This is a genomic window from Nocardiopsis sp. NPDC006832 (assembly GCF_040635885.1).
Classification (GTDB): domain Bacteria; phylum Actinomycetota; class Actinomycetes; order Streptosporangiales; family Streptosporangiaceae; genus Nocardiopsis.
The window spans coordinates 1-15548 of the sequence record NZ_JBEYLC010000003.1 but is presented as its reverse complement, the minus strand read 5'-3'; the positions used below and the strand labels follow the sequence as shown (position 1 = coordinate 15548).

At 70.0% G+C, this 15548-nt stretch carries 14 protein-coding genes; 5 read left to right on the top strand and 9 right to left on the bottom strand.

The features are described from left to right. Positions 1 to 176 precede the first annotated feature (176 nt). The gene (locus ABZ717_RS01995) at positions 177 to 2228 is read left to right on the top strand and encodes a serine/threonine-protein kinase (RefSeq protein WP_358504120.1); all 2052 of its coding nucleotides are present in this window, start codon (positions 177 to 179) and stop codon (positions 2226 to 2228) included. A gap of 3 nt (positions 2229 to 2231) precedes the next feature. On the opposite strand, the gene ABZ717_RS01990 is transcribed toward ABZ717_RS01995, so the two are convergent. Then, a complete protein-coding gene (locus ABZ717_RS01990; protein ID WP_358504117.1) occupies positions 2232 to 3395 on the bottom strand; it encodes a DUF418 domain-containing protein in 1164 nt (387 codons plus the stop codon). A 479-nt stretch (positions 3396 to 3874) separates the two neighbouring features. Between ABZ717_RS01990 and ABZ717_RS01985 the strand changes: the two genes are divergently transcribed. Continuing rightward, positions 3875 to 4852 carry a nitroreductase/quinone reductase family protein gene (locus tag ABZ717_RS01985; RefSeq protein ID WP_358504115.1) on the top strand — a complete coding sequence of 326 codons (978 nt, stop codon included), beginning with the start codon at positions 3875 to 3877 and terminating at the stop codon, positions 4850 to 4852. Between the two features lie 10 nt (positions 4853 to 4862). On the opposite strand, the gene ABZ717_RS01980 is transcribed toward ABZ717_RS01985, so the two are convergent. The 8 genes from ABZ717_RS01980 to ABZ717_RS01945 all read right to left on the bottom strand — a co-directional run bounded on the left by ABZ717_RS01980 (position 4863) and on the right by ABZ717_RS01945 (position 12280). After that, positions 4863 to 5759 (bottom strand): type II secretion system F family protein, encoded by an 897-nt coding sequence (locus tag ABZ717_RS01980; RefSeq protein ID WP_358504111.1) that lies wholly within the window; start codon positions 5757 to 5759, stop codon positions 4863 to 4865. A 26-nt stretch (positions 5760 to 5785) separates the two neighbouring features. Then, positions 5786 to 6718 carry a type II secretion system F family protein gene (locus ABZ717_RS01975; RefSeq protein WP_358504109.1) on the bottom strand — a complete coding sequence of 311 codons (933 nt, stop codon included), beginning with the start codon at positions 6716 to 6718 and terminating at the stop codon, positions 5786 to 5788. A 64-nt stretch (positions 6719 to 6782) separates the two neighbouring features. After that, entirely contained in the window at positions 6783 to 8108 is a 1326-nt protein-coding gene (locus ABZ717_RS01970; protein WP_358504106.1) for a CpaF family protein, read from the bottom strand. Between the two features lie 35 nt (positions 8109 to 8143). Then, positions 8144 to 8497, bottom strand: coding sequence for a TadE/TadG family type IV pilus assembly protein (locus tag ABZ717_RS01965; RefSeq protein WP_358504102.1), 354 nt, complete (start codon positions 8495 to 8497; stop codon positions 8144 to 8146). Beyond that, the gene (locus ABZ717_RS01960) at positions 8494 to 8898 is read right to left on the bottom strand and encodes a pilus assembly protein (RefSeq protein ID WP_358504547.1); all 405 of its coding nucleotides are present in this window, start codon (positions 8896 to 8898) and stop codon (positions 8494 to 8496) included. The genes ABZ717_RS01965 and ABZ717_RS01960 overlap by 4 nt, the downstream gene beginning before the upstream one ends. Positions 8899 to 8947: 49 nt before the next feature. Continuing rightward, on the bottom strand, positions 8948 to 10369 hold the full coding sequence (locus tag ABZ717_RS01955; protein ID WP_358504099.1) for an AAA family ATPase: 1422 nt from the start codon (positions 10367 to 10369) through the stop codon (positions 8948 to 8950). 6 nt (positions 10370 to 10375) lie between these two features. Continuing rightward, entirely contained in the window at positions 10376 to 11134 is a 759-nt protein-coding gene (gene cpaB / locus ABZ717_RS01950; RefSeq protein WP_358504096.1) for a Flp pilus assembly protein CpaB, read from the bottom strand. A 78-nt stretch (positions 11135 to 11212) separates the two neighbouring features. Then, positions 11213 to 12280, bottom strand: coding sequence for a hypothetical protein (locus tag ABZ717_RS01945; RefSeq protein ID WP_358504544.1), 1068 nt, complete (start codon positions 12278 to 12280; stop codon positions 11213 to 11215). 639 nt (positions 12281 to 12919) lie between these two features. Here ABZ717_RS01945 and ABZ717_RS01940 point away from each other — a divergent pair. From ABZ717_RS01940 to ABZ717_RS01930, 3 genes are all read left to right on the top strand, one after another. Next, positions 12920 to 13336, top strand: a complete 417-nt coding sequence (locus ABZ717_RS01940) for a DUF1232 domain-containing protein (RefSeq protein WP_358504094.1) — start codon at positions 12920 to 12922, stop codon at positions 13334 to 13336. A gap of 180 nt (positions 13337 to 13516) precedes the next feature. Next, complete coding sequence (locus ABZ717_RS01935; RefSeq protein ID WP_358504091.1) at positions 13517 to 14770, top strand: 4-hydroxybenzoate 3-monooxygenase; 1254 nt, start codon at positions 13517 to 13519, stop codon at positions 14768 to 14770. Between the two features lie 19 nt (positions 14771 to 14789). Then, a complete protein-coding gene (locus ABZ717_RS01930) occupies positions 14790 to 15392 on the top strand; it encodes a hypothetical protein (RefSeq protein ID WP_358504088.1) in 603 nt (200 codons plus the stop codon). Positions 15393 to 15548: the final 156 nt, after the last annotated feature.

Sequence of the window (15548 nt, the reverse complement as noted above, 5' to 3'; positions counted from 1 at the left end):
GTGGCGGGTGGTCGGCCGAAAGCCCTTTCCGGGCGGCCCCGTAGGGCTTTTCGATACCGCAGACCCGGCGACGGGTACCCCGACGATTGGGTAGATTCTCAGGACCACGGGATCGAATGTGCTATCCCGGCACAGGCCACCACAACCGTCCCTTGATGTGTGGAAAGCTGCCCCCAATGGATTTCTCCTCTCCCGCCCTACCGCCGAACGTCGCACCCCTGACCGACGGCGACCCGCTCCAGGTCGGCCCTTACCGCCTGATCGGGCGGCTCGGAGCCGACGGTCTGGGCACCCTCTACGCCGCCGTCTCGCCGGACCACGAGACGTTGGCCCTGAAGATCGCCGACGCCGAATGGACCGATGGCGCCGATGCCGCCGACGAGGACGCGCTCATGCGTCAGGTGGGTGGTGTGTGCACCGTCCCGGTCCGGGACGGCGGTGTCCACGAGGGACGCCCCTGGTCGGCCGTCGGATACATCCCCGGGTTCGAGCTGTGGCAACGCATGCGCGGCCAGGGGCCCTTCAGCGGCAACCAGCTCCTCGTCCTCGCCGCCGGAATGGCCGAGGCCCTCGCCGGCTTCCACTCCCTGGGCCTGGTGCACGGGGATATGCGCCCGGGCAACGTGGTCGTGGCCGCCGACGGTCCCAAGGTCCTCGACTACGGCATCGTCCGCCGTATCGACCCGAGCGCACCCACCCAGAGCGCCCAGAGCCTGGGTTGGTTGGCCCCCGAGCGCTACGAGAGGGCCGCCACGTCCACCGCAACCGACGTGCACGGGTGGGCCGGTCTGGTCGTGTACGCCGCCACCGGCGTCCCGCCGTTCGGCCCCAACCCCGCCGGCCACGTGCCCGGGCGGGTCCCCGGACAGATCGTGTGGGAGATGGCGGCCCGCGCCCGCGAGGCGCGCGTGGACCTGAGCGCCCTTCCCGAGGAACTGCGCCCGCTGCTCGAACGCGCGTTCTCCCCGGACCCCGCCCGGCGTCCCTCCGCGGACGAGGCGTACCTGGAATGCCTGCTGCTGCTCGGTATCGACGAACGGGCCACCGCGGACACCTGGCCCGACCGGCTGCGCGCGCTCATCGCCGAGCACTGGTCCGCCCAGAACATCCCCCCGCACGACCCGGTGACCTGGACCAACGCCGCCCTGGCCCAGACCACGACCGAGCCGGAGCCCGCTCCCGCCGCCGCTGCCGGCACTCCGGTCCCGGCCCAGACCCGGTCCCCGGCCCCGGAGCCCGAACCGGACGCCAACGCCTACCTGTTCGGGGCCCGGGGCGAACCCGGCGCCGCGAACCACACCCAGGAGCTGGTGCTCGAAGAGGACGAGGAGACCGCCGGCGGGCCACGCGTGGGCCTGTGGCTGGTGGTCGGCGCCCTCGGCATGGCCCTGGCGTTGGGTATCGGCTACCTGCTGTTCGAGACGCTCGGCGACGCCGAGCCCGAGAACGTCGTGGCCGAGGAACCCGACCAGGGCTCCCCGGGCGGTGCCGCCCAGGAAACGGAATCGGAACCCGAACCGGCCGAGCCCGAGCCCATGGCCTGTGACGACCCCGAACGGGTCGATGCGCAGGACGCCCGGGCACAGTGGCGTCCGTTCGACCCGGGGGCCGCCGCGGCCCAGACCTACCTCGAACTGCTCACCCCTGGGCCGGAGGGCACCCCGATCGTCGACCCGGAGATCTGGCCGTTCGTCTACCCGGTCGACCACGACACCGTCGACTACGGGTTGGCCACGCCGGGCCTGAGCGCGTTCCCCGTTCTGTCCGTGTGCATGACCCAGGTGGTTCCGGCCGCGGACGGGGCCGAGTTCTCGGTGGAGCTGCGCTACCACCCCGACGTGGGCAGCCACATCGTGTACGCCGAGGACTTCATGACCCTCGTCCCGCTCGACCCCGCGGAGAACGCCGGGGTCGACAAGGAGGTCCACCGAGGCGGTACCGGCAGCGAGCTGGAAGCACCCCTGACACCCCTGACCGTGTTGGGTCCGGACCACCCCTCCGAGACACTGACCGTGTACATCCCGGGAGCCCCCGAGCGCGGAGGGGTGGCCTACCGGCCGGCCGCGCACTCGGGTCCGCTGACGCACGAGATGAGCGGACACTGCTACGACGTGGACGGCACCCTGGAGTGGCGTGAGGAAGAGGCGATGGGCTCGGGCTTCTTCGCGGTCCCGGACACCTCGCTGGAGTCCAACACGATGATGGACTGCCCCGTCGAGGAGGGCTGACCCCTACTCACCCGTGCGACCGGGCAGGTGGATCCCGGCGTACACGCGTCGGCGCAGCAGCGTCTCGGCGGGGCCGCGCCCGCCGCGACGCCGGGAGAGGTCGGCCCACACCAACGTCGCCGCCCACGTCGCCACCGCCACACCGGCGGCGGCCGAGGCACTCGCTGTCGCGCCCCAACCCAGTCCGTAGGGCGCGAACACCAGGGTGAACACCACCGCCTGCGTCAGATAGCAGCTCAGGGAACGCTCGCCCACGGCGGCGACCGCCAGTACCAACGGGTGTTCGGTCGCGTTCGCGTTGGACAGTCCGAGCGCGACCAGGGCGATGAGGGCGGCCCAACCGGCCCCACCCGCCCAGCCGACCGCATCGTGCAGGATCCACAGGGCCGGCTCGACCTCCGGGCCCGGGTTCGGCACCAGGGACGCGCTGACCAGGGCGTCGGGCAGGCCGCCCGCCACCGCGAGCCCCAGACCGACGACGACGGTGCGCACCAGCAGGGTCCGGTGCTGTTCGGGGTGCTCCAGGATCCGGTGGCGTCCGGCCCAAACACCGACCAGCAGTGGGGGCATCACCACCAACACCAGGGTCACGGGCGTGTACAGCACCCACTCGGCGAAGCGTTCGCCCATCGCCGCCACGAGGTCCGACTCCACCAGGGAGGGCGCCGCGGCGTACGCGGCCGGGCCCTCCTCCTCGCCCTGGCCGCCCAGGACGAAGGTGAGCAGGGAGTTCAGGGCCACCGAGACCCCCGCGAACAGGCCGGCCGCCCACAGCAGCGCCCGGTCACCGACCCGCAGGAAGAACAGGAACAGCACCAGCGACAACCCGTAGGCGCCGATGATGTCCACCGGCAACAGCAGCACCCCGTGCGCCAGGCCGATCAACAGCATCCACAGCCCGCGCCGGTGCAGCACCGTCCGCACGTGCACCCATCCGCCCCCCGACTCGGTGACCCGACGGGCGATCCAGACCATGCCGTAGCCGAACAGCAATGAGAACAGCGGGATCGCCCGGCCGTTCACCAGGAGGGATTGGACGAAGGTGAGCGCCTGGTCGCCCACGCCCCGGACCGTGTCGGCGTGGGTGAGGAAGAACTGCGCGTTGACCAGCGCGATGAACAGCAGCATGAAGCCGCGGGCCAGATCCGGGGCGAGGGAACGCCTCATGGTTCTCTCCGAGGGGTGAGGTGCGTGAGGGGACGACCTCGAAACTACGGATCGGCCCGAGGGGAACCGATGGGGCTGAGGCGAGACCTCCGGTGGGGTTCCCCCTACCCGCACGGCCGGTTAAGGTGGTGGGGCGTCGCGTGTCCCGAACCAAGAGCAGTGGGCCGGTCGGTCGACATGGAGGCGCCTGAATTCTTCGGGGAGCCAATCGTGAGCCACTACTTCGCGTACGGAATCTGAGCGGCTGAACCGCTCGCGGCCCTCTCCGGGCCGCCGCACCGTCCGGCATCTTGACCGGCGGCCTCCCCGAACACCATTCGCCTCGGCGCTTCCGTGCGCTCCCTTCGCCTTGCCCCGCCAGGCCTGTCCACGTCGCTTCGGCCGCGTCGTTTCGGCCACGCTGTGCCGGACAGTGCCTTCGACGGCGATACCTCGTGTGCTCGGGGTCGGCCGCCTCCACTCACTCAGGAGGTACTTCCATGACCGACCAGACCACTCAGTCCGACCGATCCGACCAGGCCGCTCAGACCGCGCAGTCCGACAGGCCGCATCCGCACGCCCGCCCCGAACCGGTGGTGAGCCCCTTCAACGTGCCGGTGGTGGAGGAGTTCCGTGCCAACGGAGGCCACGTCGGCGGCATGTTCGAAGGCGGTGACCTGCTGCTGCTCACCACCACCGGGGCGCGGTCGGGTCGCGAGTACACCAACCCGCTCGGGTACCTGAGGGTCGACGACCGGCTGCTGGTCGTCGCCTCGGCGGGAGGGTCCTCGCGCGACCCCGACTGGTATCGCAACCTGCTCGCGCATCCGATGGTGGTCGTGGAGCTGGGCACCGAACGCTTCGAAGCGGTCGCGGTGCCCACCGAGGGCGCCGAACGGGACCGCCTGTTCGAGGAGGTCGTTCGTCGCGAACCGGGGTTCGGCGACTACGAGTCGCGGTCCGGGCGCCGGCTGCCGGTGGTGGAACTCCAACCCGCCGCCCTGGAGAGCGCGGGGGAGGTCACCAACCTCGCCGAGAAGCTGTTCGAGGTGCACGGGTGGCTGCGCGGCCAGCTCGACCGGGTGCGCGAGGAGGCCGAGGCGTACCTGGCCGAACACGCCGGCAGCGGCGCCCCGGTGGGGCTCAACCTGCAGATCCGCCAGCACTGCCTGGCGTTCTGCGAATCACTGCATTTCCACCACAGTGGAGAGGACGGTGTCTTCCCGGGTCTCGCGCAGGGCTACCCTCACCTGCGCGAACCCATCGAGCGGTTGATCGCCGAACACCGGGTCGTGGACCGGATCCGCGGCGAGCTGGAGCGGCTGTTGGCCGACCTGGCCACCGCCGACCCGGACCGTTTCCGCGCCGAACTCGACCGGATGTCCCGGGAGCTCAACGCCCACCTGGACTTCGAGGAGGAGAGCCTGATCCCGGTCCTGTCCCAGATCCCCTTCCCGCCGCCCACCCCCGCGGAGTGACCCGCCGGGGTCAGCCGCCGAGGAGGCTGCCGAAGTCGATGTCGCTGCCCAGGATCATCGACCCGACGATGAGGATGAGCAGGCCCGGCAACAGGGTCGTGGCGGTCACCACGGTCACGCGCGGGTTGAGCTGCTGAGCCTTGCGGCGCATGTACTGGGCGTCCTCGCGACGCATGTCCTGGCTGATGTTGACCAGGGTGTCGCTGAGCGGGGCGCCCAGTTCCTCGGCCTGCTGGATGGCGGTCACGAACTTGCCGAGTGACTCGTTGCGGTTGCGGCGGCGCAGGGCGTCGAACGCCTCCCGGCGGGAGGTGCCCAACTCCATCTGGCGCAGCGCGATGACGAACTCGCCGGAGAGCACACCCGGCATGGAGTCGGCGACCCGGGCCACGGCGGCGCGGAACGACATGCCCGCGCTCACCGTGACCGCGAGTACGTCCAGGAAGTCCGGCAGTTGTGACTGCACCTGGTCGGCCCGCTCCTGGGCCTTGACGTACATGCTCAGGTCGGTCAGGCCCACGAAGGCCAGCATCACCAGGCCGAACATGGCGTTGTCGGACAGCAACAGCAGCACCGACAGGCTGCCGTAGAGCGCGACCTCGCCGATCTTGCGCCGGACGTACCTTTCCACGGTCAGTCCGTCGACCCGGCCGGACGCCTCGATCCGTTCGTGGATGGATCCGCGGCGCTTTTCGGTGAGCGAGGCCAGGACCGAACCCGCGAAGGGGCGGCCGATCGCCTCGGTGATCCGGTGCAGGAAGAACGTCTCGTCGCTCTTGACGACGGGACGCGCGGTCGGCTCGTCCACCGGCACGCGCGTCTTCGACATGCTCAGGTGCAGGCCATAACAGGCGAGTACCACGATCAGTGCCGACGCCAGTGCCACCAGCAGGGGGAGCAGGTTCATCCGAGTTCCTTCGGGGGGATTCGGGGCTACATCTTGAACTTGGTGATCCGGGACACCGCCACGAATCCGATGACGAACAGGGTCGCCACGACCAGCAGCAGCCCGATCCCGGCCGGTTGGGAGGTCATGGTGCGCATGATGCCCGGCTGGATCATGTTGAGCAGGAACAGGGCGCCCACCGACATGAACCCCAACGCCCACACGGTGCTGGTGGTCTCGGACAGGATGGTGCGCACCTCGCGCCGGGTCTCCTTGCGGTTCTCCAAGGTGGCCGAGATGTTGCGCAGCGCGCTGACCAGCGAACCACCCGACCTGGACGCCACGATCAGGGTGGAGAGCAGCACGCCGAGCTCTCGGGAGGGCATGCGTTCGCGCAGTTCGGCGACGGACTCCTCGAAGCTCGCGCCCAGCTTCATCGACTCGGCCATGCGTCCGAGCTCCTCGCCGGCGGGCCCGTCGAGTTCGTCGGCGGCGATGGCCACCGCGGTGGGCAGGGCCAGCCCGGCGGAGGTGGCGTTGCCCAGCACCCGCGCCAGGTCGGGCAGTTGACCGGTGAACTCCTCGCGGCGCTTGGCCTCGGCCCGGCTCAGGTAGGAGAAGAACAGGAACCCCACCCCCACCGCGGCCAGCAACCCGAACATCGGCGCGAGGATCTGCCAGACCACGATGACGGCGAGCAGTGCTCCGCCCACCAACGCGACCAGGAAGGTGGACAGTCGCGTATCGGTGCCCGAACGGGCCAGGCGGCGGCTGAGCCGGGCACCCCACTGGGTGCGGTGCAGCGCCACGTCCAGGCGCGCCATCGGGGTGGAGGCGTCGTACTCGGCCTGGGCCAAGGCGCTGCGGGACGCGATGAGACGGCGCTGGTCGGAACTGGCCACGAACTCCCAGATCGCCCACAGCAACACGGCCAGAACCAGAGCGACCCCACCGAGGATCGCTGCGAACTGCCAGGTCACGCTGACTCCCATCGCGTCGGGCCCGGCGGTGACGCCGAGGATCGGGGGGTACGGGGGAAAGTGGTCACCGGTGTCCTCCGCCGGGGCCGTCGGGGACCACGCCGAACACCGAGGGGATGCTCTCACCGACGTGGTAGATCCGACCGGCGACGTGGCGTGGCAGGGGGCGGTGCCGGAACTCGCCCTTCACGTCGTGGTCCGCTCCGGCGGGCAGCGACGCGAACTCCAACAGCGAGTCCAGCCGGAACTCCTCGCTGCGGCGCGAGGACACCACGGCCACCTCGGAGACCCGACGCGACCCGTCGGGCCACCGGCCCAGGTGCACGATCGCGTCCACCGCGTTGTTGATCTGGTCGCGCAGCGCGTTGTAGGGGACACGTCCGTCGCCCAGGGTGGCCAGGGTCTGGATCCGGTGGATGGCGTCCTCGGCCGAGTTGGCGTGCACCGTCACCAGGGAGCCGTCGTGGCCGGTGTTCATGGCCTGGAGCATGTCGATGGTCTCGGGCCCGCGCACCTCACCGACGATGATGCGGTCCGGGCGCATCCGCAGCGCGTTGCGCACCAGGTCACGGATGGCGATCTCGCCGCGTCCCTCGATGTTGGCGGGCCGCGACTCCAACCGCACCACGTGGTCCTGCATCAACTGGAGTTCGGCGGAGTCCTCGATGGTGACGATGCGTTCGGTGCTGGGCACGAACGCCGACAGGGCGTTGAGGAAGGTGGTCTTACCGGTGCCGGTACCGCCCGAGACCACGATGTTGAACCGGGCCCGGACCATCGCCGACAGCAGCACGCCCGTGGCCTGGTCCAGGCTGCCCATGCGCACCAGGTCTTCGATGGGGTAGGGCTTGGGGAAGCGTCGGATGGTCAGCACCGGACCCGACAACGACAGCGGCGGGATGATGACGTTGACGCGCTCGCCGCTGGGCAGACGGGCGTCGACCATCGGGGATGACTCGTCCACGCGCCGGTTCACCAGCGAGACGATCCGGTCGATGGTCTGGTAGAGCTGCTCCTCGCCGTTGAAGGTCGCGTCGATGCGCTCCATCCGGCCCGCGCGTTCCACGAACACGTTGTCGGGGCCGTTCACCATGATCTCGGTGATGGTCTCGTCGGCGAGCAGGGGTTCGAGTACACCGAGGCCCAGTGCCTCGTCCACGACCCGTCGGGTGAGGATCGAACGTTCCCGGTCCGACAGCACCGGCCCCTCGCGGGAAAGGATGTGCCCGACGACCTTCTCCAGGCGGACCCTGCGCTGGGCCAGGGTGAGCCGTGACAGGTCCTCCAGGTTGATCTCGGCCAGGAGTCGCCGTCGCCAGTGCGTCACACTGCTCCGGTCGGCCCGTTCCTCGTTGGAACGGTCCTCTTCCAGGCGGTCCTTCAGCCCCATGTTCCTCGTTTCCTCCTTGGTGGACGGGCCACGCGTCACATGTTCGGCATGTCCACCCGACGGGTCAGTGTCACGTTCAGGTCCACCGAGAACACGATCGGCAGCGAGTGCGAGACCTCGACGTAGAACCCGTCACTGTCATTGGTGCCGCTGGTGACGGTCGCTTCGTCCAACCAGCTCGGCAAGGCCTGATGGGCGGCCTCCTCGGTGCCCTCCCGGGCCCCGGCGCGCGCCGCGGACTCCAGCCGTTCGATCGCCACGAACGAGATGAAGGCCTCGAAGGCGACCACCACGGTGAGCAGCAGGATCGGCAGGACCGCGGCGAATTCCAGGATGGGGCCGCCGCGGTCGGCGTCCCGGCGCGCTCGGGGGCAGAGGCCGCGTCTCACGTGTCGTCCTCCCCCGGCTCCGATGGCTCCGTGCCAGGTGGTGGCTCGACGACGCCGTCACGCGGGACGACCTCGGTGACGACCCTCGCCTCACCCGTGATGTCCCAGGGTCCGCTCGTACCTGGCAGGAACACCGGCATCGCCACGGTCACCTGGGCGTAGCGTGCGCCGTCGCGCTCCACGACGGAGGTGGTGAGCACGTCGGGGGCGTCCCACGGCGAGAGCACGCGCTTGCGGGCCTCCTCGTCGATGCGCTCCATGTCGTCGGGGGTGACCGCGGCCTGCCGGGCGGCCTCGGCCGCGCCGTGCGAGGCGTACATGGAGGTGAGGCCGATGAGCAGCACCTGCCACACCAGGGCCAACGCCAGCATCATGAAGGGCACCATGGCGGCGAACTCCACGATGATCGCGCCCCGGTCGTCGCGACGCGAGGAGGTGCCGCCGCGTCGCTCAGCCACCGAACCCCCGCCCCGTGGACCCCGGATCCCAGCCGCCCGATCCACCGGTTCCGCCCGTTCCCCCGGGGCCACCCGACCCGCCGGGGCCCCGCGCCCCGGTCACCGCGTGCCCGTTGAACACGTTGTGGCCGCTGGCGTTGAGGAATCCGGACACGTCCCGGGTGGAGGGTGGTCCGTCAGAGGAGACCCCCGGCGCCGGGGTGGCGCCGCCGGAGGGGGTGAACCCGCCCTTGCCGCTGCCGCCCGGCCCGGTGGGCGCGGTGAACAGGTCAAGCTCCGCGGCCAACCGCGCGAAGGCCTTGCGCAGCCCCTCGTCGGTCACCTTGGTGGGGTCGCCGTTGTTCTCGCCGGGCTCCAGCGCCCGGTAGGCGGCCGGGACCGGGGTGCGCAGCACCTTGGTGCCCAGCAGTTGCTGGAGGAAGTCCGGTTGGATCTCGTTCTTGCGGCTGTGCCGGGTGACCAGGGAGTGCACGTTGTCCTGGGTGCGGATCTGTAGCCGTTCCCACATCGCCATCAGGCGTTGGGCCCCGCGCATCGCCGGTACGTCCGGGGTCACCGTCACCACGGCGTTGTCGGCCAGCTCCACCGCCATCGCGGTGGCCTCGTTCATGGTGGACCCACAGTCCACGATCACCAGTTCGTAGCGTGAGCGCAGGGCGCTGAGGATGCGTCGGGTGGCGCGGGCGTTGACGTCCTCGCCGCGTTCCCCGTGTTCGGGGGCGAGCAGAACGTGCGGGCCGCGCGGGTCCACGTACAGGGTCTCGGCGAGCATGCCGGGGCTGATGTCGTCGGCGCTCTCCACCAGGTCGGTGATCGACCGACGGTGCTGGAGATCGAGGAAGGCGGGCAGGTCACCGGCCTGCAGGTCGAGGTCGACCAGGCACACGACCCGGTCGCGTCTGGCGGCGGCCATCGCCAGGTGCACCGCGCAGGTGGTGGTGCCCACCCCGCCCTTGGCGCCGCTGATCGTCAGTATCCGACCACGAACCCCGGAGGCCGGTAGTTCGTGGGAGGCGGACTCCAGGTGGCGGCGCAGGGTGCGTGACCATTCGGCGGCCTTGGCGATCCGCGTCTCCAGCTCGCCGATCCCGGCGTCCGCGGACAGCACCCCGCGGGCGCCCGCCTCCATGGCTCCGGTGAAGGTGTTCGGGTCCATGGCCGAGGACACCAGCAGGATCGCCAGTTGGGGATGGCGGTGGGACAGGTCGCGCACGGTCTCCAGGACCGGCGCGGGCCCCATGTCCTCGTGGATGAGGATGACGTCGAGTTCGGGGAACTCGCCGGCCGCGTCGTGCAGTGCCGTGCCGGTGTTGCGGATGGCCACCAGGTCGCACGTGCCCAGTTCCTCGAACCGTGCGGCGAGCACCATCTCGGTCTCGGATGTGGGCATCCCCGCCAGAACGCGGAAGTTCACCGCTGTCTACCCCCCATGCGGCACGCGCCGCTCGTCGGTCTGGTCGGCGGCCTGATCGATCAGGTCGTCGAAGTCCCCGCTGCAGAACTGTTCGTCACCCACGGAACCGCCACCGTCCGCGCTGACCAGGGCCAGCCGCAGTTTTGTGGAGAACTCCTCGGCGTAGGCGAGCTGCAGCGCGCTGTCCGGATCGAGCCGGAACGTCACCGGAACCACACCGGTCACCCCCGAATCGGTCTCCTGACTGCGCAGCTCACCGATGTCGAGGACCTCGACCTCGGTGATGACACGGGTGGCGCAGGCCTCGCCGTGGTCGCGCGGCTGGAAGGTGCCGTAGATGTCCACGACCGAGCCGCGTCGCACCTTGCCGGCCACGCCGGTCTCGGCGTTGACCATGATGGCGATCTCGCGTTCGCCCTCGGTCAGGGTCGGCTGCGGCTGCACCATGCCCTGCTGCAGGAGAACACCGCTCTCCAGATGGGAGGCGGCGACCAACTGCTGATCGGCGGGAGTGTCCACGTCGGAGAGGTCGGAGATGAACACCTCCGGGTCGAAGTACATGCTGGGGACCTCGACCGACTCGACCTGTTCCTGGGTGATCGGTTGGTAGGCCTCCACGTCGTCGACCAAACGCAGGACCGTGGCGAACTGGCCCAGGCGTTCCTGCTGGCTGTCGAGGTAGGTGAACACGGACGCGAATACTGCCACTGCGCCGACCGCGGCCACGACCATGAGCAGGACGCCTCGTCGCTGACGGGGGTTCATAAGGGGGCTCTATCCGTTTCCAGTGTCGTCGTGGATCCCGTCGCGGACATGGCGATGGGACCCGGCCGGGAGGGGCTGTCACCGTGAGTAGGACCGTGGGTCCAGTCGGCGGTGCGGTGGTTCCTCCGCGGGGGCGGGCGGGGACTGTGGGGGTCGAGAGAGCTGTGGGGGGCGCACGCGGGCCTCTCCGTTGGGTGGCGGCCCCGGTACCGGAGCGCCGGCCCCTGGTGGGGGTGGGTTCGTCGGTGGGCCCGTCGGTGGGCCCGCGGGTGGGGTCGATCGCGGCCCCGGGGTCGGGGGACGCACCGGCGAGGTGGCGGACGTGTAGATGGGGTGCCCGGCGGAGTTGGCCGAGCAGAACGGGCAGGGGCGTGCGGCCATGGGTTCGCCGCACCAGGCGCAGGCGGAGGCCCGGATGGAGCCGGCCGCGTAGGCCAACGCCTGTGGGTGGGCGCTCAGCGCCACGAACTCGACGTACTTGGAGGTGCCCCAGTAGGCGCTGCCCAGGGGCTGTGCGGGCAGGTTGCGGGTGGCCACGGGTTGGATGGCCTGTGGCAGGTGGTCGTCGAACACCTTGGTGATGGCCGGGTCCGGGGTGGAACTCAGCAGCTGCACGGGTTGGACGGGCCGGAACGGCAGCCCGACGGCGAGTTCGGCCGGGCGTAGCCGACCCACCCGCGCGGTGGGCGCGCAGAACGCCAGGAAGGACACCGACGGCGCGTAGGAGCCCATGTGCTGGCGCATGCTGGTGGGCAGGGTGGAAAGGCCGGAGACGGTACGGAGCCAGGCGCCGGCGAGCAGGTGTTTGGGCAGTTCACCACTGAGCGCGGCGACCATGCCCGGTGGAAGGTAGGGGGCCAGGTAGGCGAGCTGGTCGGCCACCAGGGACAGGGCCAGTGGGGACAGGTCGACGCCGATACCGGCGATCCGGTCGGTGCGCAGGGCGCCGCGGGCGAAGTTCACCGCGCGTTCGGCGTCCGTTGCCTGCCAGGCCGGGTAGAGGGCGACGACCTTACGGCCGGCCCGGACCTGTTCGATGGCGAAGGCGACGAAGGCGGAACTGCGCGCGCCCACGGTGTCCCCGTTGAGCGGGAACCGGTGGGCCCCGGCCTCACCCACGTGCCCCGTGCTGGGGATATCCGCCAACAGGGCTACGGTCGTCGCCGACCTGGGTTGGGCGTTGGACACTGGGAAAGCTCCATCGGTTCTGCGCGTTCGGCGAATTCGAGATGTGGAGCGGCGGCCCATGTGACGGGGTACCACTCGGACGCATCGTAACGAATGGGTGGCTCGGGGTGGGAGGGGCGGTATTCGTTACGGTGCGGCGGGGTGCGTTCCGCTAGACGCCTTTCCGGTGCCTTGCTGGTGGGGGCGACCTGCTGTGGGGGCATGCTGTGGCCTCTCAGAACGGGGAACGGGGGCCGTTGGCCGTATGCGGCCACCCCATGCTGGGTGATTTGTGGTGTTTGGTCCGTTTTTTGGTTTTCGATGTTCCCGATGTGCCGGCCCGCGTGACAAAGGGTGTGCCGACTCCCCAAGGATGCCTTTTCCGGATCAGGACCACCAGTGTCCCCGTCAATGCTGTGGACAACTCCCCTCGAAAGTCCTCCCAACTGCGTAAAAGCAGTCACAGTGGCCCCACGTGCCCCTTCGGCCACCCTCTGGCCACCCTCCGTGGTGTCATCTACGTCTCCATCCTGGTTGCACGGCCACTCCGCGGGAACGATCAGGGGCGAGATCGCGTCATATCTTGAGTAGTCACTTGCCCCCTGAGGAGAGCGAACGATGCGCAACACAAACCGGGCCGCGGCCGGGGCGGCCGCCTGGCAGGTCATCCAGAACACCGACGGCAAGGTCTCCGTGTGGCAGCGCGTCCGCGCGCTCCCGCGCATGATCACCGCCAAGCTGCGCGGCCGTTACCCCGAGCTCGGCGGCGGCAAGCTGTTCACCATGCTGGCGCTGGTCGTGTACGTGATCTCGCCGATCGACTTCATCCCCGAACTGCTGTTCTCCGTGCTGGGCCTGGTCGACGACGTCGCCGTCGCGGTGTGGCTGACCACCATGGCCCTGGGCGAGAGCGAACGCTTCGTGGTGTGGGAGCGCGAGCAGCAGGCCCAGGAGGCCTTCTATCGGGCCAACCCCGACGGTCCCGGCCAGGGGGCCGAGGACCACGTCGCCGGTGGCCGCAAGCAGCACAGCTGACCGACTCTCATCGAGCGCCCGGGGGGAACGATCCTCCCGGGCGTTTCGTGTGCGGGGGCCATGGACAACGGGCAGATCCGGCCGTATCGTACGCATAACGCACATGCGTGCTTAATGCGAACATGTGCGCGTTCCCGTCCCGGAGCACGCCCCCTACGCCACGGAGAGCCGAGCGCACCCATGAACGCGACGAACCAGAGCCGACGGACCCAGGTCGCCATCATCGGGGCCGGCCCCGCCGGGCTCATGCTGTCCCACCTGCTCTCCCTCTCCGGCGTCGACTCCGTCGTCGTCGACGTGCGCGAACGCGACACCATCGAGGCGACCATCCGGGCCGGGATCCTGGAACAGGGGACCGCCGACCTCATGACCGCCACGGGGGTGGGCGACCGCCTCCTCGGCGAGGGCAAACGCCACGACGGCACCTACCTGCGCAGCCGCAAGGAGTCCCGACGCATCGACTTCGCCGCGCTCACCGGCCGATCCGTCTACCTCTACCCCCAGCACGAGGTACTCAAGGACCTCATCGGGGCGCGCCTGGCCGCCGGGGGAGACCTGCGCTTCGGGGTGCGCGACGTCGAGGTCGACGGCGTCACCACCGACGACCCCAAGGTGCGCTTCACCGAGGCCGACGGCACCCGCGTGGAACTCTCCTGCGCCGTCATCGCCGGCTGCGACGGATCCCAGGGCGTGTGCCGGAGCGTCATCCCCAAGGACGCGCGCACCGATTACTTCCACGCCTACCCGCACGGCTGGTTCGGGATCCTCACCGAGGCCCCGCCCAGCTCCGACGAACTGATCTACGCCCATTCCGAGCACGGGTTCGCGCTCATCAGCTCGCGTACGCCCACCCTGCAACGCATGTACTTCCAGTGCGCCCCGGAGGAGGACGCCGCCACCTGGAGCGACGAACGCATCTGGGACGAGCTACGCGCCCGCGTCAACGGCAACGGCTTCGAGCTCCAAGAGGGGCCCATCACCCAGCGCGGGGTCATCCCCATGCGCAGCTACGTCATCGACCCGATGCGCCACGGGCGGCTGTTCCTCGCCGGTGACGCCGCGCACACGGTCCCGCCGACCGGGGCGAAGGGCATGAACCTCGCCGTCGCCGACGTCGTGGTCCTCTGCCAGGCCCTCGAACGCTACTTCCACCAGGGTTCGGCGGAACTGCTGGACGCCTACGGCGACACGGTCTCCGACCGCGTGTGGCAGGCCCAACACTTCTCCTGGTGGATGACCTCCATGCTGCACCTGGACCACGAGGGCGACGCCTTCGACCACCGTCGACAGCTCGGTGAGATCGACCAGATCACCGGATCCCCGGTCGGCGGCGCCTACCTCGCCGACATCTACACCGGCAGGCCCATCACGCTGACCAACCCCGACTCCGTCGTCGCCGAGGCCCTGACCCGCACCGCCCTACGCACCCCCTGAGGCGGCCGATAATGGGGGAATGTCCCCTGAACCACAGCCTCGGGCCGAGCGGGTCGAATCCACCGACCTCGGGCATCCAGCCCTGCGCCGGGACGAACTCGTGGCGCTGGCCGAGCTCGTTCGCGACGCCTGCGCGGGCGACCTGACGATCGGCCTCACCGACGGCGGAGGCGAGGTCGGGCACACCCCGGAGGCCTTCGCCGAGTTCGCCGAGCGCGCTGAGTTCGCCGGGCGTTCCGAGAAGAGCAAGCTGCGTGAACTCTTCATCACCGGGCGACGAGGGCGGACCCACGTCACCGTGATCCTGGGCCACGATTCCCGTGTGCGGGTGAGCGAACCCGACGCCGTCGCCAAGGAGGCGGTCGCCGCGATGGTGGAGGTGGTCCGTGGCCATCAGCGCCGGTTCACCGACCGCGCCTGGACCGGCATCCTCCTCGGCATACTGGGCCTGCTGGTCACCGTCGGCTACACCGGGGTGATCATGGGCCAAGGGCTCATCGGCACCGGGTACGGCCTCGGGGTGGTGGCGTTGCTGGTGGTGAGTCTGGGGTTCGTGTTGTGGGGTCAGTCCAATCCCAGGGATGGCGAGGGCGCCCGCATCGTCAACACCCCACGTCGCTGAGTTGCGCCGGGGGTGGGGGTGGGTGGTGGGGTGCCTCGGGTCGGGAGTCTTGGGGTGGTTGGGCGGGGTGGGGGTGGGTTCTCCCTCCTTCCCCGCCGCGTGATTGTTGCCGCCCGCACCGCACGCGTCAAGGCAATGTCGGGTGCTCTGGCAGCG